The organism is Nocardia sp. IFM 10818 (genome assembly GCF_054655275.1).
The window spans coordinates 7,027,267-7,045,725 of record NZ_BAAHJH010000001.1 but is presented as its reverse complement, the minus strand read 5'-3'; the positions used below and the strand labels follow the sequence as shown (position 1 = coordinate 7,045,725).

At 62.6% G+C, this 18,459-nt stretch carries 31 protein-coding genes and 4 tRNA genes; 12 read left to right on the top strand and 23 right to left on the bottom strand.

Annotated features, from left to right (window positions below; translation table 11 throughout):
* Nucleotides 1–34: 34 nt before the first annotated feature.
* The 15 genes from ACYQ5L_RS32760 to ACYQ5L_RS32690 all read right to left on the bottom strand — a co-directional run bounded on the left by ACYQ5L_RS32760 (nt 35) and on the right by ACYQ5L_RS32690 (nt 10,950).
* On the bottom strand, nt 35–919 hold the full coding sequence (locus tag ACYQ5L_RS32760; RefSeq protein WP_459962055.1) for a phage tail tube protein: 885 nt from the start codon (nt 917–919) through the stop codon (nt 35–37).
* 12 nt (nt 920–931) lie between these two features.
* Nucleotides 932–1,318, bottom strand: a complete 387-nt coding sequence (locus ACYQ5L_RS32755) for a hypothetical protein (protein ID WP_459962054.1) — start codon at nt 1,316–1,318, stop codon at nt 932–934.
* A 29-nt stretch (nt 1,319–1,347) separates the two neighbouring features.
* Nucleotides 1,348–1,677: a DUF5403 family protein gene (locus ACYQ5L_RS32750; protein ID WP_459962053.1), complete on the bottom strand. Its 330-nt coding sequence runs from the start codon at nt 1,675–1,677 to the stop codon at nt 1,348–1,350.
* A gap of 1 nt (nt 1,678) precedes the next feature.
* Entirely contained in the window at nt 1,679–2,041 is a 363-nt protein-coding gene (locus tag ACYQ5L_RS32745) for a hypothetical protein (protein ID WP_459962052.1), read from the bottom strand.
* Nucleotides 2,038–2,439: a Gp19/Gp15/Gp42 family protein gene (locus ACYQ5L_RS32740; RefSeq protein WP_459963619.1), complete on the bottom strand. Its 402-nt coding sequence runs from the start codon at nt 2,437–2,439 to the stop codon at nt 2,038–2,040. The genes ACYQ5L_RS32745 and ACYQ5L_RS32740 overlap by 4 nt, the downstream gene beginning before the upstream one ends.
* Nucleotides 2,354–2,539: a DUF7302 family protein gene (locus ACYQ5L_RS32735; protein WP_459962051.1), complete on the bottom strand. Its 186-nt coding sequence runs from the start codon at nt 2,537–2,539 to the stop codon at nt 2,354–2,356. Before ACYQ5L_RS32735 ends, ACYQ5L_RS32740 begins: the two co-directional genes overlap by 86 nt.
* 55 nt (nt 2,540–2,594) lie before the next feature.
* Nucleotides 2,595–3,611 (bottom strand): phage major capsid protein, encoded by a 1,017-nt coding sequence (locus ACYQ5L_RS32730; protein ID WP_459962050.1) that lies wholly within the window; start codon nt 3,609–3,611, stop codon nt 2,595–2,597.
* Between the two features lie 14 nt (nt 3,612–3,625).
* On the bottom strand, nt 3,626–4,108 hold the full coding sequence (locus tag ACYQ5L_RS32725) for a hypothetical protein (protein ID WP_459962049.1): 483 nt from the start codon (nt 4,106–4,108) through the stop codon (nt 3,626–3,628).
* A 70-nt stretch (nt 4,109–4,178) separates the two neighbouring features.
* The gene (locus tag ACYQ5L_RS32720; RefSeq protein WP_459963618.1) at nt 4,179–5,243 is read right to left on the bottom strand and encodes a VG15 protein; all 1,065 of its coding nucleotides are present in this window, start codon (nt 5,241–5,243) and stop codon (nt 4,179–4,181) included.
* 2 nt (nt 5,244–5,245) lie between these two features.
* Entirely contained in the window at nt 5,246–6,655 is a 1,410-nt protein-coding gene (locus ACYQ5L_RS32715) for a phage portal protein (RefSeq protein WP_459962048.1), read from the bottom strand.
* A gap of 38 nt (nt 6,656–6,693) precedes the next feature.
* Nucleotides 6,694–8,376 carry a hypothetical protein gene (locus tag ACYQ5L_RS32710; RefSeq protein ID WP_459962047.1) on the bottom strand — a complete coding sequence of 561 codons (1,683 nt, stop codon included), beginning with the start codon at nt 8,374–8,376 and terminating at the stop codon, nt 6,694–6,696.
* A gap of 14 nt (nt 8,377–8,390) precedes the next feature.
* The gene (locus ACYQ5L_RS32705) at nt 8,391–9,521 is read right to left on the bottom strand and encodes a hypothetical protein (RefSeq protein ID WP_459962045.1); all 1,131 of its coding nucleotides are present in this window, start codon (nt 9,519–9,521) and stop codon (nt 8,391–8,393) included.
* Nucleotides 9,521–9,886 (bottom strand): phage tail fiber protein, encoded by a 366-nt coding sequence (locus ACYQ5L_RS32700; protein WP_459962044.1) that lies wholly within the window; start codon nt 9,884–9,886, stop codon nt 9,521–9,523. Before ACYQ5L_RS32700 ends, ACYQ5L_RS32705 begins: the two co-directional genes overlap by 1 nt.
* Nucleotides 9,887–9,902: 16 nt before the next feature.
* Complete coding sequence (locus ACYQ5L_RS32695; protein ID WP_459962043.1) at nt 9,903–10,232, bottom strand: LtfC-like domain-containing protein; 330 nt, start codon at nt 10,230–10,232, stop codon at nt 9,903–9,905.
* Nucleotides 10,210–10,950 (bottom strand): M15 family metallopeptidase, encoded by a 741-nt coding sequence (locus ACYQ5L_RS32690; RefSeq protein WP_459962042.1) that lies wholly within the window; start codon nt 10,948–10,950, stop codon nt 10,210–10,212. The genes ACYQ5L_RS32695 and ACYQ5L_RS32690 overlap by 23 nt, the downstream gene beginning before the upstream one ends.
* 41 nt (nt 10,951–10,991) lie before the next feature.
* Here ACYQ5L_RS32690 and ACYQ5L_RS32685 point away from each other — a divergent pair, with 41 nt between their 5' ends.
* Nucleotides 10,992–11,288, top strand: coding sequence for a hypothetical protein (locus ACYQ5L_RS32685; RefSeq protein WP_459962041.1), 297 nt, complete (start codon nt 10,992–10,994; stop codon nt 11,286–11,288).
* 1 nt (nt 11,289) lies between these two features.
* On the opposite strand, the gene ACYQ5L_RS32680 is transcribed toward ACYQ5L_RS32685, so the two are convergent.
* The 8 genes from ACYQ5L_RS32680 to ACYQ5L_RS32645 all read right to left on the bottom strand — a co-directional run bounded on the left by ACYQ5L_RS32680 (nt 11,290) and on the right by ACYQ5L_RS32645 (nt 13,116).
* Nucleotides 11,290–11,362 (bottom strand) — tRNA-Trp (locus tag ACYQ5L_RS32680).
* A 32-nt stretch (nt 11,363–11,394) separates the two neighbouring features.
* Nucleotides 11,395–11,598: a hypothetical protein gene (locus ACYQ5L_RS32675; RefSeq protein WP_459962040.1), complete on the bottom strand. Its 204-nt coding sequence runs from the start codon at nt 11,596–11,598 to the stop codon at nt 11,395–11,397.
* 55 nt (nt 11,599–11,653) lie between these two features.
* The gene (locus tag ACYQ5L_RS32670; protein ID WP_459962039.1) at nt 11,654–11,860 is read right to left on the bottom strand and encodes a hypothetical protein; all 207 of its coding nucleotides are present in this window, start codon (nt 11,858–11,860) and stop codon (nt 11,654–11,656) included.
* Between the two features lie 66 nt (nt 11,861–11,926).
* A tRNA-Pro gene (locus ACYQ5L_RS32665) sits at nt 11,927–11,996 on the bottom strand.
* A 162-nt stretch (nt 11,997–12,158) separates the two neighbouring features.
* A tRNA-Gln gene (locus ACYQ5L_RS32660) sits at nt 12,159–12,229 on the bottom strand.
* Between the two features lie 8 nt (nt 12,230–12,237).
* Nucleotides 12,238–12,310 (bottom strand) — tRNA-Asn (locus ACYQ5L_RS32655).
* Between the two features lie 79 nt (nt 12,311–12,389).
* A complete protein-coding gene (locus ACYQ5L_RS32650; RefSeq protein ID WP_459962038.1) occupies nt 12,390–12,815 on the bottom strand; it encodes a phage terminase small subunit in 426 nt (141 codons plus the stop codon).
* Between the two features lie 37 nt (nt 12,816–12,852).
* Nucleotides 12,853–13,116: an HNH endonuclease gene (locus ACYQ5L_RS32645; protein WP_459963617.1), complete on the bottom strand. Its 264-nt coding sequence runs from the start codon at nt 13,114–13,116 to the stop codon at nt 12,853–12,855.
* A gap of 750 nt (nt 13,117–13,866) precedes the next feature.
* Between ACYQ5L_RS32645 and ACYQ5L_RS32640 the strand changes: the two genes are divergently transcribed.
* The 11 genes from ACYQ5L_RS32640 (at nt 13,867) to ACYQ5L_RS32590 (ending at nt 18,411) form a co-directional block, all read left to right on the top strand.
* Complete coding sequence (locus tag ACYQ5L_RS32640) at nt 13,867–14,067, top strand: hypothetical protein (RefSeq protein ID WP_459962037.1); 201 nt, start codon at nt 13,867–13,869, stop codon at nt 14,065–14,067.
* Between the two features lie 67 nt (nt 14,068–14,134).
* The gene (locus tag ACYQ5L_RS32635) at nt 14,135–14,365 is read left to right on the top strand and encodes a hypothetical protein (RefSeq protein ID WP_459962036.1); all 231 of its coding nucleotides are present in this window, start codon (nt 14,135–14,137) and stop codon (nt 14,363–14,365) included.
* On the top strand, nt 14,362–14,562 hold the full coding sequence (locus tag ACYQ5L_RS32630) for a hypothetical protein (RefSeq protein WP_459962034.1): 201 nt from the start codon (nt 14,362–14,364) through the stop codon (nt 14,560–14,562). Before ACYQ5L_RS32635 ends, ACYQ5L_RS32630 begins: the two co-directional genes overlap by 4 nt.
* Nucleotides 14,563–14,665: 103 nt before the next feature.
* Complete coding sequence (locus tag ACYQ5L_RS32625) at nt 14,666–15,070, top strand: hypothetical protein (RefSeq protein WP_459962033.1); 405 nt, start codon at nt 14,666–14,668, stop codon at nt 15,068–15,070.
* Nucleotides 15,070–15,327, top strand: a complete 258-nt coding sequence (locus ACYQ5L_RS32620) for a hypothetical protein (protein WP_459962032.1) — start codon at nt 15,070–15,072, stop codon at nt 15,325–15,327. The genes ACYQ5L_RS32625 and ACYQ5L_RS32620 overlap by 1 nt, the downstream gene beginning before the upstream one ends.
* The gene (locus ACYQ5L_RS32615) at nt 15,324–15,518 is read left to right on the top strand and encodes a hypothetical protein (RefSeq protein ID WP_459962031.1); all 195 of its coding nucleotides are present in this window, start codon (nt 15,324–15,326) and stop codon (nt 15,516–15,518) included. The genes ACYQ5L_RS32620 and ACYQ5L_RS32615 overlap by 4 nt, the downstream gene beginning before the upstream one ends.
* A gap of 956 nt (nt 15,519–16,474) precedes the next feature.
* On the top strand, nt 16,475–16,792 hold the full coding sequence (locus tag ACYQ5L_RS32610; protein WP_459962030.1) for a hypothetical protein: 318 nt from the start codon (nt 16,475–16,477) through the stop codon (nt 16,790–16,792).
* A 99-nt stretch (nt 16,793–16,891) separates the two neighbouring features.
* Entirely contained in the window at nt 16,892–17,137 is a 246-nt protein-coding gene (locus ACYQ5L_RS32605; RefSeq protein ID WP_459962029.1) for a hypothetical protein, read from the top strand.
* 340 nt (nt 17,138–17,477) lie between these two features.
* Complete coding sequence (locus ACYQ5L_RS32600; protein WP_459962027.1) at nt 17,478–17,648, top strand: hypothetical protein; 171 nt, start codon at nt 17,478–17,480, stop codon at nt 17,646–17,648.
* Nucleotides 17,649–17,734: 86 nt separating this feature from the next.
* The gene (locus ACYQ5L_RS32595) at nt 17,735–17,911 is read left to right on the top strand and encodes a hypothetical protein (protein WP_459962026.1); all 177 of its coding nucleotides are present in this window, start codon (nt 17,735–17,737) and stop codon (nt 17,909–17,911) included.
* A 2-nt stretch (nt 17,912–17,913) separates the two neighbouring features.
* A complete protein-coding gene (locus ACYQ5L_RS32590; RefSeq protein ID WP_459962025.1) occupies nt 17,914–18,411 on the top strand; it encodes a hypothetical protein in 498 nt (165 codons plus the stop codon).
* Nucleotides 18,412–18,459 lie beyond the last annotated feature (48 nt).

Sequence of the window (18,459 nt, the reverse complement as noted above, 5' to 3'; positions counted from 1 at the left end):
GAGCCCGCCAAGAAAACCACACCCCCCGGAGCCTTTAGGCAGGCAGAGGGAAAAAGTCCTCGTTGATCCACGAGAACAACGGGTTGTTCCCGTGCTTCAGGAACGTCCATCGCACCGGCAGAGCCGCGAACTCATCGCTCGGCAGGCTCACCGCGTCGTCCCGTCGGACAGACGTCTTGTGCGCGTGGAAACCAAGGTTCAGATCGCCGTCCACGATGACGATCAGCAGTGCCTTTTCATTGGCCGGCACGACCGACGATTGCACCTCGAACACGCCTGGAGTGGTCGACTTGTTCGGGCCGTAGTACAGGCCGAGGCCAGTCGAATCGAACTGGTGCAGCTGCATCGTCACGTAGTCCGCGGCAGCGTCACCGGAAGCGACCTCGCGGAGCGCCTGGTTCTGCCAGGTACCCCGAAGTTCCTTCTCGCCACCCTCGAAACCGAACTCCGGCATTTCGTCCCTCGAGGTGTGACCCACGTTGGACCAGCCGTTCGGGGCCGACGCCTGGGCGATAGCGACCTTGGGGGAAGTGCCGCCGGTCAGGGCGGTGTCATCGGTGGTCAGAGTCAGGCTCACACCGTGGAGCAGACCCACCAGGGCCAGAGTCACGGGGCCGGCACCCAGGGCGCCGCCGGTCACGGCGACGTTGCCGACGCCGATGCTGGGGATCTTCTCCGCTTGTGCCTGGATCTGCTCCGCGCTGGCGTTAGCGGGAATGGTGACTTCCTCGGTGCCCTTCTTGAGCTTCCAAGTGCCGCCGGTCGGTGCGCCGGTCTGGGTAATGGTGTAGGTCTGAGCGCCGAAGGTGATCGGATTCAGGGCCTTGATCTCCGCAGGCGTTGGCCGCGCGGCGCCGACCGATGCAGCCCACACGAAACCCGAGCCGGGGGTAATGACAGCGCGATTGTTCAGCGCCATAGAGAAATGCTCCTAAGATTTACGCGGGGGGCGTAGGCCGAGCCGAATGAGCCCCTGAATCCGCCAGGAATCCTGCAAATTGGATGAAAATTGGGTGGCGCCCATGGTTTCCCAGATCGAATGCAAATATCCGTTGGGCGTCTGCTTCTGAGTTCGAACAGCGTCGTAAAGGACGCTGAGCGCGTCCTCGTACAGCTGCTCGGTTTCGATCAGACCTTCGATCCCGTACGCGGTCATTTCGATGACCGGGAGGCCGAGCAACGTCGGCTCGGTCGGGTTCCGGATACCGCCGATGCGGCGGATGTTGATCAGGGGGAACTTGCGATAGTCGATATCGTCAACCCAGCTACCGACGTGTACCGATTCCGGCAAACCAGCCCGCAACAGCGGGAGCACCACCGCTTGAATGCGGGGAAAGATGTTGTCTCCTAGGCCAATCCAGCGGCCCTGTGCAAGATGTAAAGCCCCTCTGGGGGTTTCGTGTCGGTGCCCTCGAACAAGCCTGACGGCTGGTGCCCGTACTCGATCGCGACAGCGTTCTTGCCGACCAAGGCAACCTCGTAGTCGATCGTCTTGTACTTGCCCTTCACGCGGGTCTTTTCGACCTTCGTGTTGCCGGACTTGCGGTGCGCGGCGAGCCCCGCCTCCGCTTTCATGAGCATGTCCTCGGCGGCCTTGCCGAGCGCGTCTTGTACCGGGTCCATCCGCGAGACGCGGCCGTTCATCGACTTGTCGGACTGGAGATAAATACCAGCCACGTCAGAACCTCCGGATCACGTACTCGAGGTGATGCGTCCGGCGCGACCCCGAGCGGTACGGCTGCGGGTCGCCGAACACCGCCCAACGGCGGCCCTCCCACTCGATCTGAGATTGAGCGCCAATCGGCTTGTCGCCGTTGAAACCTCGGACGAACCGCAAGCGCATAAGCCGCTCAGATTCGAAGCCCTCGTTGTCCTGCTCGGCGCGGCGGAAGCTAGTGCCGCTCTGGGCCGCAGGCTGCACCAGCGCCCGCGCGGGGACACCGGTCTTTGCCGGCCGAGTCTTCGTGTTGCCGTCGGCGTCGGTGGTGACCTCCTCGAGGAACACCACGACATCGGCGTTGCCCCTGTCCAACCGGCTCACGTCAGGTCCACCCAGAAGTTCGGCGGGGCCTGCATCTGCCGCCGGGGCAGCCGCGGGTGAATGAAGAAAATCCGCTCGGAGACCCCGAGAAGACTCCACTCGTAATCGAGGATCTCCAGGCGGCCAGAGGCCACGCTCGCGGCGAACTCATAGCTGTAGTTGCCGTCCACCTCGGACTTGAAGCCCTCCGGATTGCGGATGACCCGCATCACGGCATTGGCTTCGACCATGACCACGATGGCGCGGTCGACCGCGCCCGAGGTGATCAGCTCGTCAAGGTTCTTGATCCGCGCGCGGATCAGCAGCTCGGCGTCAGCTAGAAGCGTCGCTACCTGCGTCGTCTCCTCGGGAGTCAGTTCGCGCCCGAGACGGCTTGCTACGTCCGGCGGAGCGGCCAGAGGCACTCTCGGTCACCTCCTGGTAGCCGTTCAGTAGAAGCCGGGCGCCGTACTCGTCGTCAACTTCGACCACGGTCCCGAACGGGTGAATGAGTTTCATCGGGTTGCCTTTCGGTTCAGCCGGGGGCGGGAAGGCCCGCCCCCGAACTCCGGACTTACGGAGTGGTCTTCTTGTTGCTGAACTTCACGAAGGCGTTCTTGTTGCCCAGAATCCAGCCGAAGGTGACCTCAACCAGGAGGGCAGCTTGGTTGGTCTGCCACAGCGACACGGTGTTGTTCGAACCGTCGGTGAGGGTCGCGGTATCGGTGAACTTGTAGCGGATCGAATCCGCGAAACCGATTCGCAGTTGCGAGAAGTCGCCACCGATCACCCGGATACCGGAGTCAGCGTTGGCGCCCAGCTCGCCCGAGACCGCGCGGCCGTAGTGCGCCTGGAAGCCGAGGATGTCACCGACGCCCGCGTTCAGATTGATGTCCGAGACGTTCAAGGTCTTTCCGGTAATGTCACGCGCGGCGCCCTCGCGGATCAGGGTCGACTTGAATCGCGGATCGACAGCCCAGCCGTTGAACTCGTAGTCCGGGTTATTCGCCACCAGGTCGTAACCCGCGAGCAGGTCGTCAAACACGGTGGTGCCAGCGGTGTCCGGGAAGTTCACCACGTTCGCGGTGTTGGTGATGACGTTGTTCGCGTCGATGCCCTGGAGAGCAGCGCCATTGATCGGCTGCTTGCCGTAGAACACGGCAAGGTCGATGCCTCGGCCGATGGCGAACGCCAGATCGGTTTGAATCTGCGAGTAGAAGCCCTGCGGGTTGGTCTTCGCGAACTCCTCCGAGAACGTGACGATGGTCGCGATCTTGATTGGCTGGAAGCTCTTCGAATCCCAGGCGGTACCGCTGATCGGCTTCACGCCGCCCTCTCGTTGGGCGTTCGTGGTGCCGGTACCGACCTGGCCGACCTCGGGGCGCTTGGTGGTGACCGGGATGACGGTCTCACCGAAGGTGACCGGAATTGGGGTGCCCAGCTTCAACGCGAGCGAAGACTCCTGTGCCCGTTCGAAAATCGGGCCGGTGATCGTCTTCGGCAGGAGATTGTCAGGGACGTAAGCAAGGCGGCCCTGGTGGTTATCAACGGCGCTTGGCGCAAGTTCGTTGATCTTGCCGGTGAAAGCCATTTAGGTAGAAATTCCTATCGCAAGTGAGACTTCAGAAGGGCACCGAAAGCCGCCGCCGGATCATTGGCGGCACCGCCGCTCAATCCCTGAGATGGATCGGTCGCGGGAACGGATGCCTGAGTCATTCCGAACATGGTTTTGAGAGCCTCGGCGTGAGTACTGAGTTCCTCGGCCGTAGAGCCCTGGAGAAGCGACGCGAAATTGCGGACGTGCTCACCTGGAACACCCGAATCAATCGCGGTCAGAAGCTTCAGATTGTTAGCGGTCGCAGTCGCAAGCTGTTCCTGAAGACCGGCCTTGTCCGTGGTCAGGGCCGTAACCTGCTCGGTCAGCTGTTGGTTCGCGGCCACCGCGTTGTTCTTCTGAACGCGGTAGTTTGCGGCCTCAGCGTTGGCGTCAGTCAGCTTCTTCTGAGCCCAATCGGGAAGACTGTTCGCCTGAGCCTGAGAATTCGAAACCGCGTCCGGAGTAGTTTCCGGGGAAGCGTTTTCGGACATGCAAATGCCTCCTGGGCATGAAACACCCGCCTGGGGTGTGAGAGTGAATTGATCCGCGAATGCGGAGAGATCAGGCGACGCCGGTAGTCCGGGCGGCCTTCTGGGATTCGCGATAGCGGTGTTCAACCGCTCTGCGGAATGCGATCACGGCGTCTTGGCCGTGCAGATCTTTCGTGGACTCTTTCCAGATGTCCTCGGCTGCAAGGTAACTGTCGCGGCCGGGCCAGTCCTGCTTATCGAAGACAGGGACCACGATGCAGCCGCAGCCGGGATGAAACTTCCTCATCGCCAGCCGCATAGCCTTCTCGGAACCCGCCTCGTGCAGCTTGCGGGCCTGTTTGTTCTTGCCGGTGAAGCCAGCGGTTTCCGCCGAGGCGTAGACCGGGCCACGACTGACCAGCATGAGACAGAACGCGCACGGCTTCGGGTTGGTCGCGACCCGCGCCCAACCCTGTACCCTCCGCTTCGGTTCTTTCGCCTTGGTCTTCGACTTCGGTTCCGGGGCAGCTGGTTTCGGGTCTTCCTGGAGCGGCGGTACGACCGAGAGCCGGGGCCGCTCGAAGCGTTCGGCGGCCGACACTTCGGCGCGCTGTGCTTCGCGGGCCTGGAGCTGCTCGCGCCAGACGTCACGAGCCCACTTCGGTTCTTGCTTCGGCTCGTCGCGGGTGGCGTCGAGCTGCTGCTCCTGGCGCTCGTCCTCGCGTTCCTTCGGCTCGGGTTCGGGCTCGTTCTCGACGGCCCGGACGATCGTCTTGCGGCCTGCGCCCTGAACTTCTTTCAGAGCCCGCAGGACGACCCGGTTGAGCGCCTCATCGGGGGCGTCCTCCTGGGACATCTCCAAGCGCTCAGGCTCCATCCGGAGCCGGAACTCGGTGCGGTCGTAGCCGACCAGATCAATGTCATAGTCCGGTGCGTCGGGAAGGTGTATGGCCCGCTGCTCGTCGTAGAACTGGCGGGCCAGCACCGAGGACTGGGTACGTGCTCGCTCGATCACCGGATACAGCAGCTCGAGCAGCGCCAGCCAATCGACCGTGCTCATGTCCCGTTGCTGGAACTGCCGCATCGCCATATAGGTCAGGGCAGCGGCCTGGAGATTGATTTGGCGTTGCTGCTCGGCGTACTGCTGAGCAGTCATCGTCACTTCGGTGCCACCTTCGGCGGCGGTGCCTTTGCCGCGGACTGCGGTTTGGCCGGCACCGGCTTAGCGTTCGGGTCCGCTGGGTCTTGGCCCGGAATCGTCGGGGCGGCGAGAAGCTTCGCCAACTGGCTAGAGCTGGACTTCTCGTCCCACTCCTCCATCTGGGTACGTTCCTCGTCGGTGAACCCGAGCTTGATCCGCGCCATCTCAACCGGCACGATCGGTCGGCCGTCGGCCGTCTTCGCCGTGGCGAGCTTGGTCCAGCCGTCGGCCGCTGCCGCAAACGTCGGCGTAGCCGGATCGCGCCACACCACTTCGAGCCGTCGAAATTCCTTCGGCACAGGCTTTTTCATCACCTTCAGCGCCAGACGCATAGCGTCTTCCCACGCCCCGCCGAACTGTCGACTGATCCGTTCGGCCTCACGAACCATGCGTTCGTTGGCTGCGAGGATCGCCTCCGCACTCGCCGGATTGTCACTGGAGAACATGAGGTACTGCGGGGGAAGCCCGGTGTACGAGGCGAATTGCCGCGCCAGGCTCTCGAACGCCTCGGTGAAGTTCCGAAGCTCTGCCGCAGGGAAGCTGAACGCCTTGCCCATCTCGTTGCCGAAGGCCAGCAGTCGGCCGTAGTAGGCGTCTTCGAGTTCGGCCTTCGTGCCGTTCGGAGCGATCTCCTCACGCTCGGCGCCGAAGATCACGCGCAGCGGCACCGCCAGCAGCTCGGCCGCCGCCTGAAGATCCATCATCAGACGGGCCGCAGCATCTGTGACCGTGCGAACCTCGGGAGTCAGAAGCGAAGAACCGTAACGGTTTCCGAGCTTCGCGCCGTGCGTCAGGGGTACCACCGGGACCACGCCGAGGTTGTGATTCACCCGGCCTTCGACCGACCAGGCCGAGGCCGCGCCCTGCGAGCGGACCAGAAGCACCGTTTCGTTGGGCAGCATCAGCGTGGCCCGCTCGGGCTCGTTGTGCAGCGCCCTGGCCTTGTAGAACCGAATTGCCCTGCGGACCTTGCGGGTTCGCGGGTCCAGCTCGGCGAACATCGACCGCGGGGACTCGAGCCGGATCACCGGAGTGTCTTTGTCCTCGTCGTCGGGCAGAGGCGCCGACACGGTGATATAGGCACGCCCATAAGTCAGGGCGTCCATGTGGCCGAGCGTGGACTCCTCGTCCAGGTTGTTGGCCTGCCACCAGTCCCAAAGGTCTTCGACGCCTTCGGATTTGCCCGCCAGGCGGAAGCCCTCGATATCGAGGCGGCGCTCCATCGCACGCAGATACAGGCCGGGCCAACCGATGTCGACGCGGAGATCTTCCATCTCCGGCGGTGTCGCCAGCCCGAGCGCCTTCAGCCGAAACCGGCTCTCGGCGTAGTCCTCTGCTTCGGCGAGGTCCGTCTCCTGGGCGGCCATGATGCCCTGGAGTTCATTGACATGTCCGTCGTAAGTCGTCAGCGCAGAATCACCGCCCCCATGGAATTACGGTGCCGCTTGCTCATCATGTAGTCCTGTCTCGATCCCCAAGCGAGGACCGCGCAGACAGCGGCGTCGATTTTGCGGGAGCTGTCCTTACTGGCCTTGCGAATGGCGATAGCGTCGTAATTGGTTGGATGCCGATGGGCATTGAGAATGTGAGCCCGAAGCTCACGGTTGCCGTCGTGGATAACCTCGTGCTCCAGGACCGCATCTAGGAAACGCTCACAGTCGAGCGCGAACTTCTTTTGCTGCCCGCGCATATCGAACGCGACCGGATTGTTTGGCGAGGCTTTAACCTTCACTACGCGCTTGAAGTCGCGTGACCACTGATCCACGTACGCTTCGAACTCGTGAACGTCGGCACGGAAGCCGACCACGTTGTAGCGCTCGAACATCGAACGGACAACCGCGTCCACGTCCTCGCGAGGAATCTCTCCGTTCGGGAACTTCTCCGGATTCCAAGTCCTGACCAGGAATAGAGCGCCGTCGGAAACGCGGCACGCCACCAGCGCCGTGTGGTCGTTGCTCTTCGAACCGTCGAAACCAAGGGTGATCTTTTCCTTCGGTTCCAGGCTGACGTCCGATTGCAACCGATCCCACTCGTGAGGCGCGATCCACGCATCCTCGGCGGCATTGATTTGATTCAGGAACTTGCGGCGGGATTCGGTGACCGGACGTCTACGATCCAGCATCGAAAGAATGATCGTGTCCAGGTCCAACCAAACCGCATCGCCGCGGGCGACCTCCAGGCCGGCACGCAGCTGCTCAATGCCCGCTGCGTAGCCGTCCGGATCTTCAGCCGGAGAGGGGATCTCGCTGACCGGCGTTCCTGCCGGTGCTTCGAGTGCGTCATACAGAAGGCCGGTATCAATGGCCTTACCTGCAAGGATGTCCATGTAAGCGTCGTGGTCACGCTCGGCTACGGAGTCCTCGCCGGGGATATGCGCGTTGCAGATGCTCAGGGCACGGCAGCCGCCGTAGGCGGCCTTGTCCACGTTGCCCTGAATGACTTCCGCCATGGTGTGACCGTTGTTGGTCTCGATCCACCATTGAGTTTCATTGAGAATTACGAACGTCGGGCGCTTACCTTCCAGAGCCAATGGGCTCGAGGTGACGCCTTCGATAATTCCGCCGCCCTCTGTGTAGATGACGGTCTTGTTTATATCTAGCTTGTGTTCTTCTCTGAGCTTCTTGCTCGCCATCGCAGGGAAAAGCGAGAAGGTGTTCCTCGTCTGATCAAGGGAAACGGCCGCAACCTGAATCCAGGCCGCGTGACGGCGCTTCCCGGTCGGGTTGCCCTTCTCGTCCCATCCGTCGAATACGACTGGGCCGCACAGTTCCGCCAGCGCGAGCGCGGCGGCAATCGGATCTTTCCCCCACCCTTTCAGCCTGCGGAGCATCCCGGACCGGTAGATAAACCGTCCGTCTTCATCGACCGCGTACCACCAGACGATGAATCGAATCTGTTCGTCGGTGGGCATAAAGGGCTGCCCGGCGTTCGGTCCGCCTGGTGTGAGAACGTATTCCCACAACCAGGCGAGGATCTGCCAGCCGAGCGTCCGCTCAGGCAGAAACCAGTGACCGTTCTTGTATTTGCGCCAGGTCGGGCCGTATACGTGAGGCGGAGCCGGAAGAAGCTCGTCTTCCGGGTATTCCAACCTGTTCCTAGCTGTTAGATGTCGCGTCCGTTCCAGTCGTCAAGCGCCCAGGAATTGACGATGCTGTTCCACGGGAATCCGTTCTGATACGACTGCGTGATAAAGCCGACCCGTCGGAATAGAGTGCCGATCGGGTGTGCGTTGCCAGAGTCGACCCAGCGGAGGTGCTCGACGTCGTTGATAGTGACCACGTAGGTGTTACCGACAGCGGTAAACCGGATTCGGTTGCCTTCGCCGATTCCCACGTTCTTGCCCACACGCTCGGTCGGCTTACCCGTCGCGTCCATCGTCGCCATGACGATCCGGGCGTTCGTGAAGAACACGAACACACATCGCCAGTCATCAGGCGTCTTTCGAAGCACCAAACCACTGACTAGCGAGTCCTGGCCGTTCGAGGCCGGGTTCATCACCGCGCAGTTGACCTCTTGGTTGTCTGTTGCAAGCGGCTGCCGCCACCACATCCAGCACGGCTGAGTTACACCAGCAGCTGGCGGGTTGACGGCGTTAGCCCTGTTGTTCCACGAAACCGACGGAAACTTGGGATCTTGTGGCAGCCAGAAGGCTTCTCCTGGGTCACCGTTCGGTCGGTTGAAGTTGTCGTGGAAGGTCCGCTTCACCTCCGACGTAGCCGAAAGAGCGGTTGCGGCAACGAACTTCGCCGCAGAGACTGCCGACGCTTTGGCCGACAGCGCTGAAGCGGACTTGAACGGCCCGAGAACCAGTGGCAGCGCGTAGAACTTGGCAGCGATCGGCGCGCTTGCCGTCGATACGGGCTGTGACGTCGCCGCCAAGCGGGCGGTGCCTCCGAGCCAGACGAACGGCCGTGCCAACGCTTCGAATACGCCTGCCGCGGAAAACTCCACGCCGGACATGCGACCCGAGGCAAGGCCCGCCACCGTGGCGCTGAACTTCGCCGTGCTGGACGGCTCGGCGGAGGCTTTGAACACGCCTCTGACAGATCCAGCTGCCCTTGCGAGCGAGGTCGCCGCCGCCCGCAGGCCCGCGTACGCGTAGTACGCGACCTGGACGTACGGCGGGTACTTCGGCACCCAGTCCGAGGGAATGAGACGGAAACCAGCAACCGGAGGTTCGGCGATTCGTTCGCCGCGCGGGAGATCCGCGATACGTTCTCCGGTCAGCGGCATCAGGACACCGTGAACACAGGGGTGATGGTCACCGGGCCGTCGCCACCAAGAGTCTGTGTGGGACTAAGCTGCGCGCCCGCGATGAAATCGGTTGGGGCCTTGGACGCCTTGTCCTTCCAAATGCCCGCGTGGGTGACCGAACCTGCCGGGCAGTTCACCTGAACAGGTGGACCGGACACGGTGCCGTTGGTGCCGGCCGACCAGGTGAACTGAACTCGCTCATAGGCGGGATTACCGCCGGTCAGTTCCTTGTCACCGACCGTGGTCGGGTCCGCAGAGTGCAGCGACAGCCACGCGGTGCCCGTGCCGCCCAGCTGGGCGAACTCGTCGGCGAGTGCTTGCTTAGTGGAATTTGGCAGAGCCAAGAATGAAGATCCTTACTTACTGATCCCGGCGCACGTCCCCGACGAACCACGGGTGTTCGCGGGTCGGGGACTCCGGGTAAGAGACGTAGATGCGGAAGTGCGCTCGATCGGGGATTAGGTCGGCCTGCTCGGACTCGACAACCCAGCGGGCGTGAGTCGGGGCGACCTGGGCATCCCAAACGGCGATAGTGGATTTCGTGTTCTTCTCACCCGGCGGGTAGAGCTTCAGCCGCACCGCCGTGCCCGGCGGGAACGTCCGGTCCGGGGGCAGCTTCAGCGTGTAATCGAAGTCCGCTTCGAGGGTGAGAATCAGAACATCGCGCTCAACTTCCCGGCCGATAGCCACAGGTGTTGGCCCCCTCCAGCTTTTCGAGGCGCTTCAGTACCTCGGCGAGGGCATCGACCACGGTCCGGCCGCCCAGTTGGGGCCAGCCGTCGTACTCGCCAGCGTCCCGCGAGCCCTGGCCCGCCAGCTGCTCGCGCACGTCCTTGACATCCGCACCGATCGGGCCGACATAGCCAACGATGAAATCGGTGATGTGCTTAACTTCGGCAGCGCTCAAAGGCGCATCCTCCTTGCCGTAAATCCCCAGATAGCCGTTATTCAGCCGCTCGGCGAATCGAGCGGTTCGCGGATCTCCCTCGGGAAATCCGAGCTGGTAATGCATTTCGTCGGCGCGGCCCCAGTCAGCGCCCCAATAGACGGTCCCCTCGAACAGGCGCAGACCTTCGCGCACGCGCGCCTTGAGCGCGGGGCTCATGGTCCGCAGACCCCATGGGTACTTAGGTGCGTTGATGTCAATCGCGGTGCCGGACAGGTGATTTGAGTTCTCGACGTCGTTCGTGGCGCTCCAGCCCCAGACGGGCGAGCTGATCGGCTCGACGTTGCGGTGATACCAAATCGCCCACGCCCCGAGCACGGTCGCGGCATCGCCGGACCGAATAGGCGCGGTGTCGGTGAACGGAATTCCCAGACCGGGCAGTGCGACTACGCACGCGTCACGGTTGACCATTCGCCAGCCGTTTTCGGAATGGGTGTAGCCGTACGGAGTACGGAAACTCAAAGGAAATCTCCCAGAATCAGAATCGAGCTACACTCGAGAGGGTGTACAACGAAGACCACGGCGCAGCGCTCGAGCGGGGACTCCCGTACGGAACCCCGTTCGTCAAGAAGGTCGAAACCAGCGTTTGCCTGGAGGAAGCACCGTGTATCCGGTGCCAAAAGAAGGCGACACTCACCCTCGCCGCTCAGTGGCAGTCGCTAGACGCGATCCGCAACGAGCACGACTACTTTGAGTCGATCGAGGTCCACGCGTGCGGCGCGTGCACCGGCACGGTTGCCGGGATGATCCTCAACAACATCGACCCCCGCGCCGTCGGCGAGTGGCTCATCCTGGAGTGAGCAGGGACGGAGGGAATCGAACCCCCGTACGGCGGCTTTGGAGACCGCCTGCCCGGCCATCAGGGCACATCCCCAGGAACCCCGGCCTCGGCCGAGGTTTCGTCGTTTACGCCGGGACGTCCGGCAGCAGCTCGTCAGCACGGGCGAGATTCATCCCGAGCGAGGTCACCGCGTGATCGAGGTTGGTCCAGTCGACCGGGCCAGTGACCTGGGTCTTCAGGTACTCGATTTCCTTGATCACCTTGTTGATCTTGGTGACGTGCTCCCAGACCTTCGCCGCGACGGCTTCGGCCTTCTCGTTGTCAGTCATGATCAGATCTCCCTTTAGCTCGTTCAGTTGCGCGATAGCCTGCTCAAACACGTTGTCAGGCAGGGAGATTCGGAATCTCGGCGTCGGTCGCCTCGGCGTGCGCCTTCAGGTTCTCCAGCAGCGTGTCAAGCCGCTTGAAGTCCAGATACTCAGCCTGCGGATTCGCCTTCAGCCATTGAATCTCGGCGCGAATCTTCACCACCAGGTCACGCGCGTACGCGACTTGATCGGCAATGAGGTTGATCTTCTGCTGGACGGTCAAGGATTCCCCTGTTTCTTCTGTTGTACCGGCCGCGGGCGGCGGCCTTCGCCCTGGCGGGCTTCGTCTGGATGACAGGGCTCGAACCTGCGACATCTCGCACCCAAGGCGAGTGCTCTACCACCTGAGCTACATCCATCTACCTCGGCTTCTGCCCCGAGGAGGCACTCCGGTACTTCCCACCCCCGGCAGCGGGGCGCCTGGGCTGACCTAATTCCCAGTGCCTCTACTTGTATGCCGCGTGGCTATCGCGGGGTCGGGTACTTGGGCTCCCCGGAGGGCTCACCCGTTTTCCCCATTGCTCCCCTGCGAGGATTCGAACCTCGATATCCGGAACCAAAGTCCGGAGTCCTGCCATTAGACGACAGGGGAATGCATTGCTGACCTGCCTGGACTCGAACCAGGAACCGCCGCCTTAACAGGGCGGCGCTCTGCCAATTGAGCTACAGGCCAATGCTCATTGCCCGGAGGGGGAGCGCCGAGGGACCACCCTTCAACCTCGGCTAGAACCACCTCAACCCCTCCGGGCCACCTATCCGCCAGCGCCCATCATTCGCTGACGGAACATCTCGGCCACGTCCACCACCTCGGCGGCTTGGCCGGCACGTTCCACCTCAAGGCGCACCCGTCGGCGGGCGCCCTCGCTCATCAGAAGTTCGCCCATCATCGAATGGACCACCGAGAGCACCTGACCATTCATCCGGCCGGACTTCAGCAAGTCGTCCAACAACAGACACACCAAGCGGGCTTGCTGCCAGTCGCTCGGCTCGTAGTAGTCGGACTGAGCCGAATGCCGAAGCGACGCATACAGATCCGCTACAAGCGGGTGCGGATCACCCAACCCCAGCTCCGGGATTTTGAAGCTCCCGATTGCCTGGACCACGGCCAGACCGACATCCGACTTGTTCCGCCGAACTCTCTGGTCGCTCCGCTTGGGGATCGGACCTTTCGTACCCACCTCATGACCTCCTGGGCCGACGGGCACCCGGCCCGCCCTATCGCAGTGACCCAGGGTGACGTTCTGTGGGTCGATACCTCCGGGCTCGTAATTGCCGCTGACGCGCTATGCCTTCAGCGGAAGATTTCTTTGCGTGGCACTTTGTGCACGCGGCTTGCAAATTCTCGAGGCGATGATCATTGCCTCGAACAATGTGGTCGACGTCGGAGGCCGCGCCCTGGCATCCGCGTAAACGGAGCTGGCAGGCGTAGCCGTCACGGCGAAGTACCTCGGCGCGACGCGAAGGCCAGTCGGCTGGCAAATCGTCCCGCCGCCGGGACGTTGCCCAACTCAAATGACCTCTTATCCCTATAGCCAGCGGCGTCAGGCCGCTGGCACTACGCGGAGCTTCCGCTCCGCTTGCCTGGACGGGGTGAATCCCCGGCCAGCCTCTTACGGGCTGTCCAGGAAGGGAGGGCTCCCTCCAGAGCCCGACCTTTAGGGGTCGTTCTCTGGACCGGCCGCCCAAAAGCGGCTGGTCGGGGTCGTCGTTCGGGGGCTACAGCCCCCTCTCTCCTCCCCCTCACTAGTAAGTACCTGCGACCTTTTTCGGCGTCCTGGGCTTTTGCTGAAAGCTGTGACGGACGTCACCCATTTCTGGGCCCAGATTGGGCGGCGCCAGCGTTCGAAATCGCTGCGCCGACCTGCGGGAGAGCCAAGGGTGGGGGGTATATGCTCTCGGAGACCCCTAACCCGTACAGAACAGGAGAGCCGCAGTACTGGCCGATCGGGGAGGGGTCGGGGGAGGGATGTACCCCCTGGGGGTAGGCCGTTGGCCGGGCCGGCATGATACCACCCAGGCCGGCCAGTGTCTATTGTGAGTTCATTCACATTCTTTGAGCCGCATTCGAATAGACATATTCGAGCCATTGCGCTATTCGTGCGCGCTATTCCAATTCCCATTCTCGAAAAACATTTCTTTTGCCCTGGAGTTGACATGCAACAGGAATGCATGTTTATGTAGTCGTGTGCCGCTCACACAGAGCGGCCAGACAGAAAGGGAGCAACCGACATGGTTGATCTGACCAAGGGGCCGGGGACGCACTTAGACGCGCTGCGGCGCGCTGAGTTCGAGTCGGCCGAACGGGGCGACTTCGACCAGGCGGGCCGGTACGGCCGGGCGTACTACATCGCCATGGCTAAGACCGCCCCGGAAGACGTTGCAGCACACCATGACCGGCGAGACGCCGAGCTTGGCTTGCTGGACGACTGACACACCGTGAACCGATCGGGCCGCACGCTACGCGGCCCGGTCGGGGACCGATCCGAGAGGGCAACAGATGTACGAGCAGGAATTCTGGGCGCGCGGCTGGGCCGCGCCGGAGATCGACGCACGGGGCACGCTCCCCGAGCTGACGGCCCGGATGGACGACATTCAGCGGCACGCTCAGCAGGCGCGGCCGGACTTTGTGATCACCCGGTACGAGCGCACCGAGTCGGTTCGCATGTATGCGTGGCAGGGGTCCGAAATGGCCGCTTCCTGGGCCGTCCGCCCGGCGGTGCAGTGGTGAAAGAGACCCCGGAACGCAACCCGCTGCGGGTTGTCGAGGACAAGCGCGAGCAAGCACTCATCCTGGCGCGCTGGCTGGGTTACGAACACGCCCAGGGCCGCCAGCGTGACTGGCGCGTAGACGTCACAGCCTCGGAGTTCTCCGCGTACGTGGAGGGCTACCAGGCGGGCGAGCGGGACGCCGGACTACTCGACTAGCCGAACCAGGGCGGCCCGCGCCAGCGGGCCGTCCGACCGGCCAGAACTCACCACCGACGCCGCGGGCTCGCGGCGCGATGACTCATGCCCTGAAGGGGTCACAATGCGTTCTCTCATCAACCACAGCGCGCGGCTCGGCGCGCTGGCTCTCGGCTGGATTGCCGCCCTAGCGCTGGCAATGCTGGTCATTGCTCCCACGGTCACCCGACCAGGAGACGAAGCGGAACCCGTTGCCGTCCAGAGCCTCTCGCTGCCCGATGGGACCACGGTCCCTGATCTGGGCCTCGAGTTGCCGGAGGCGCTCGAGTCTCCGGAGGAAGATCACCCGGCGTGGGATTGCCGCGTGGACGGTAACCAGATCTGCGGGCCGGACGCGTACGTGCTCGACGGGTACGGGGAGCCGGTACCGGTCGCACCGGGCTACTACGGCCAGCACTGCTACGGCGAGCCGTACAACCCCGGCGCGCGTGACGCGCTCGGGTTGCCTGCCCTGGATTGGTGCGAGTGATGCCCGAGTATCAGACGGTCGAGATCGCTATATGCGAGACGTGCCTGTACGTGATCGCGAACGGCTGCGAACTGGACGAGCACGACCAGGCGGCCGAACTCATGTGGCATCACTGGGGGCGCGACGGGTGGCAGATCTGCTACGCGTGCCCCGAGGATTGCTCGCCCTGGTTCTCTCACTCGTCCTGTGACGCGTGCGATCTTCCCCAGGGCGGGGACCGTCACCCGGCGGTCGCGATGAAAGAGCTAGCCAGGTGAGCGGCTACGCGCTGCACGCTGGCGCGCGGGTCGAACTGCCCCCGTGGCTGGACGCGTGGATGCAAGGGGACCGGTACGGCACGATTGCCAGCGCAACCGCGCGGGCCGTCCGTATCCGGCTGGACATGTCCGGTCGAATCATCCGGCTGTGCCACCCGTCCACCCTGGACGCGTTGCGCGTCCTCGACTGACCGAGGCACCGACCGGGCCGCACGCTACGCGGCCCGGTCGGGCCACCCACCAGGATAGGACTCACCTCATGCCCGAACACGTCAACTACCCCCACCACCCTGGGTATCTCGACTCGTGCAACGCGTGCGCCGAAGGCCCGTGCATGTGCGAGGGTGGCGAATACGCCCCGTGCTGGTCGTACGACTGCACACACCCGGAATCGCTGAGAGCCTGGGAGTAGTTCCCCCACAACCGAATACGCTGCACCCGCACCCCGTGCCCATGGCACGGGGTGTTTTGCGTTGTGCGCCAGGCGGGCTCACGGATGGCGATCTCGGAACTGGCCCTAGATTGCCCTGTGGGGCCACGAAACACGTTGGGGTACACCGATATACCGGAACGGTAGGCCGATCGCTCAGTGTGCGATCTGGGCGGCATTCTCAAGGCTTTGCCGCGGATTGCTGTTCCGCGCGTTCCGTTCCCTGGGCCGGCAACGAGGGACCGCCGGCGGCCGGGCAAAAGTGGCCGGCGGGGGCCTCTCCGGGCCGGCACGGGCGCGCTGGCGCTCGACCGAAAACCGTGCCCGACCAGGCACGATGAGAAACTTTGCAATCCAAGGTTGACATGCAACGAGGATGCATGTTCAAATATTCGTGTCAGGCCGAGAGGCCAGACGGGCAGCCCCCAGGGCCGCCCGAGATTCAACGCTCACCCCCATAGCGCGACGCGTGTTCGGGTGACACATGTTCTTTCTCCGGCTGGTGTGAGCAGCACGCGAGAGTCAAATTCATAGTGTGTGGGCCAAATAACTAGGTCCGGTCGATAGACGTACCAGGTACACCCGTACCCACGTACAAATATCGCGCCGGACATCCCTAGGCGAATGCGTACATATACGCGGGCCACCGGTCTACGTACCGGGAGTCGGATTCGAGGCCGATTTAGGGAGCGCCATCCATCGAACAAAGGTAGTGATATGGGACGCGCAACACCGTTATTAACCGATCTCGCTGAAATCCACAAAGACAACGAGCGGCGCCGCGACGAGGCAGAAAAGATCCTCAAGCGCGCCGACGAGGATTTCAGACGAGTCAAGAGCATCTATGCCGTTGCAGGTAGTCCGGACTTCGAAGAGAACTTCGAAGCCGCCTACCTGAACTTCACGGCGGTTGCAATACATCGGCTAGCAACAGAGCGGTTTGACAACCTGGTGACAGCGTGCCTGAGATCCCGTGCCGCTCTATGGGAGCAGCGAAGGAACCAGGCGCCCGAGCAACCAGGCTCTAAGGCTTGAGCCCGATTTTCGACGGCGCCTAAGTCTTGAGGCGGAAGTTTGCCCCGGTAGAAGACTTGACCGGGGCATTCTTCCTATCAGGAAAAGGGAAAGTGGAAAATGGAAAACGAGCTGGAACAGCTGGTTAGGACGCACATAGCCGATGAGTATCGGCGTGCGGTGGAAATGGTGCGGATCGCGGACAAGATCAACGACGGTCCGGGCCATTACCTGTACGACAAGGCGCGTACGACTGTGGCTGTTGTCGGGAAACTCGAAGTCTCTATCGACATTGCTTTGAGCCTGCCGCACGCTGGGCGGCTCACTGCTGGCGATTACGGATGGGACTTCAAGCGATGGGCGTAAAAGGTCTGCTAATTCAGCCCGACGTGCAGCCCGAGGACGTACACAACTACGTCCGGAAGGAAATCCCGGTCCATGAGGTCGAAGTCGGAGACCTAATCGTCTTTGATGACGTCACCGGCTACGCCTTCGCGGTCCAATCGGTCGACAAGTTGACCGAGACCATATGGCCTGAAACCATGTATCGGTTCAACTGCGGAAAAGGCGGGGCGTGCCCCGCGTTGTTCCGTGAGAGCGGTACGGCCAAAATACTCGAGCCGCGCTAAGGCTTGAGGCTGAAATTTGTCCCGGTCGCGGCAACGGCCGGGGCATTTTTCAACCCCAAGAAGGAGAGCAGGAGAGAATGAAGATCACCGATGCGGACGGCTACAGCCTCGAAATGAAAGACAAAGGCGATTGGGTGCAGGCTAAATGCACTATCGGTAGCGACTACATCAGCGCGGATCTGAATCTCGCAGACGCCGAGATCATCGCGGAGTTCCTCAACGAGTGGATCGCGCGGCAGAAGTCTTGAGTCTTCCTGACTCGAAATTGGCCCCGGAACGGTAGCGGAGTTCCGGGGCCTTCTTCATTTCAGGAAACAGGGAAAGTGGAAAAGAAATGAAGTTCGAAGACAAAGACGGCGCGGCCGATCTGGAAATTATCAAGCGGGAGAAGTACCTTCGCGTGGCCGCCTGGGTGAACCCGAACAATCCGATCGTGGTCGATCTCTTGCCCGATGATGTAGAGCGGGCTGTAGAGATCATGCGTGCGTGGCTCGCAGAACAGGAGCGCTGACCATGCGGAACCTGTGGATGTACAGCTTCTACAACGGTTCGAACGGAACCCTTGAGGCTGAGAACATGCGTGAGGCCCTGGAGAGCATCGAAGGCGGCAACCTCGATTCGCTCGCCTCGATGAGGGCCGTTCGTATCCGTGAGATGTTCACGGATCAAGGCTGGGATATCTGGTCCCGGCTCATCCCCGTGGAGATCTCCACCCAGGACGGGCGCAAGCCCACGTTCTACGAGGTCAAAAACACGTTCGCGTTCGAGCCGAGCGGGGAGTTCGATCCGGTCGGCCTGGCGAATCTGCGATACCTCGCGGACCACTGGTCCGACGCCGACGGCGTTTCGTTCAACGGCTGCGTCTCGTTCACCACAGATGCGCTGGCGCCCGGCGATGCCGTCGAGATCTTCGAGAAGCTGGACGACTACCGGGTCTTGGACATGGACACGTTCTTCAAGGTCTGCGAGATGATCGACCGCGATCCGAACGAGATTGAGCACTACGCGTGAAAGGCTGGTTGAGGTTCCGCCGGGTCATCACGGCCCGGCCGGCACCGG

Bases quoted from the DNA above. Each gene is read 5' to 3' on its own strand.
- ACYQ5L_RS32760 (WP_459962055.1), bottom strand. From the start codon at position 919: ATGGCGCTGAACAATCGCGCTGTCATTACCCCCGGCTCGGGTTTCGTG.
- ACYQ5L_RS32735 (WP_459962051.1), bottom strand. From the start codon at position 2,539: ATGAAACTCATTCACCCGTTCGGGACCGTGGTCGAAGTTGACGACGAG.
- ACYQ5L_RS32730 (WP_459962050.1), bottom strand. From the start codon at position 3,611: ATGGCTTTCACCGGCAAGATCAACGAACTTGCGCCAAGCGCCGTTGAT.
- ACYQ5L_RS32725 (WP_459962049.1), bottom strand. From the start codon at position 4,108: ATGTCCGAAAACGCTTCCCCGGAAACTACTCCGGACGCGGTTTCGAAT.
- ACYQ5L_RS32720 (WP_459963618.1), bottom strand. From the start codon at position 5,243: ATGACTGCTCAGCAGTACGCCGAGCAGCAACGCCAAATCAATCTCCAG.
- ACYQ5L_RS32715 (WP_459962048.1), bottom strand. From the start codon at position 6,655: ATGGCCGCCCAGGAGACGGACCTCGCCGAAGCAGAGGACTACGCCGAG.
- ACYQ5L_RS32705 (WP_459962045.1), bottom strand. From the start codon at position 9,521: ATGCCGCTGACCGGAGAACGTATCGCGGATCTCCCGCGCGGCGAACGA.
- ACYQ5L_RS32675 (WP_459962040.1), bottom strand. From the start codon at position 11,598: ATGACTGACAACGAGAAGGCCGAAGCCGTCGCGGCGAAGGTCTGGGAG.
- ACYQ5L_RS32640 (WP_459962037.1), top strand. From the start codon at position 13,867: ATGGTTGATCTGACCAAGGGGCCGGGGACGCACTTAGACGCGCTGCGG.
- ACYQ5L_RS32635 (WP_459962036.1), top strand. From the start codon at position 14,135: ATGTACGAGCAGGAATTCTGGGCGCGCGGCTGGGCCGCGCCGGAGATC.
- ACYQ5L_RS32625 (WP_459962033.1), top strand. From the start codon at position 14,666: ATGCGTTCTCTCATCAACCACAGCGCGCGGCTCGGCGCGCTGGCTCTC.
- ACYQ5L_RS32620 (WP_459962032.1), top strand. From the start codon at position 15,070: ATGCCCGAGTATCAGACGGTCGAGATCGCTATATGCGAGACGTGCCTG.
- ACYQ5L_RS32610 (WP_459962030.1), top strand. From the start codon at position 16,475: ATGGGACGCGCAACACCGTTATTAACCGATCTCGCTGAAATCCACAAA.
- ACYQ5L_RS32605 (WP_459962029.1), top strand. From the start codon at position 16,892: ATGGAAAACGAGCTGGAACAGCTGGTTAGGACGCACATAGCCGATGAG.
- ACYQ5L_RS32600 (WP_459962027.1), top strand. From the start codon at position 17,478: ATGAAGATCACCGATGCGGACGGCTACAGCCTCGAAATGAAAGACAAA.
- ACYQ5L_RS32595 (WP_459962026.1), top strand. From the start codon at position 17,735: ATGAAGTTCGAAGACAAAGACGGCGCGGCCGATCTGGAAATTATCAAG.
- ACYQ5L_RS32590 (WP_459962025.1), top strand. From the start codon at position 17,914: ATGCGGAACCTGTGGATGTACAGCTTCTACAACGGTTCGAACGGAACC.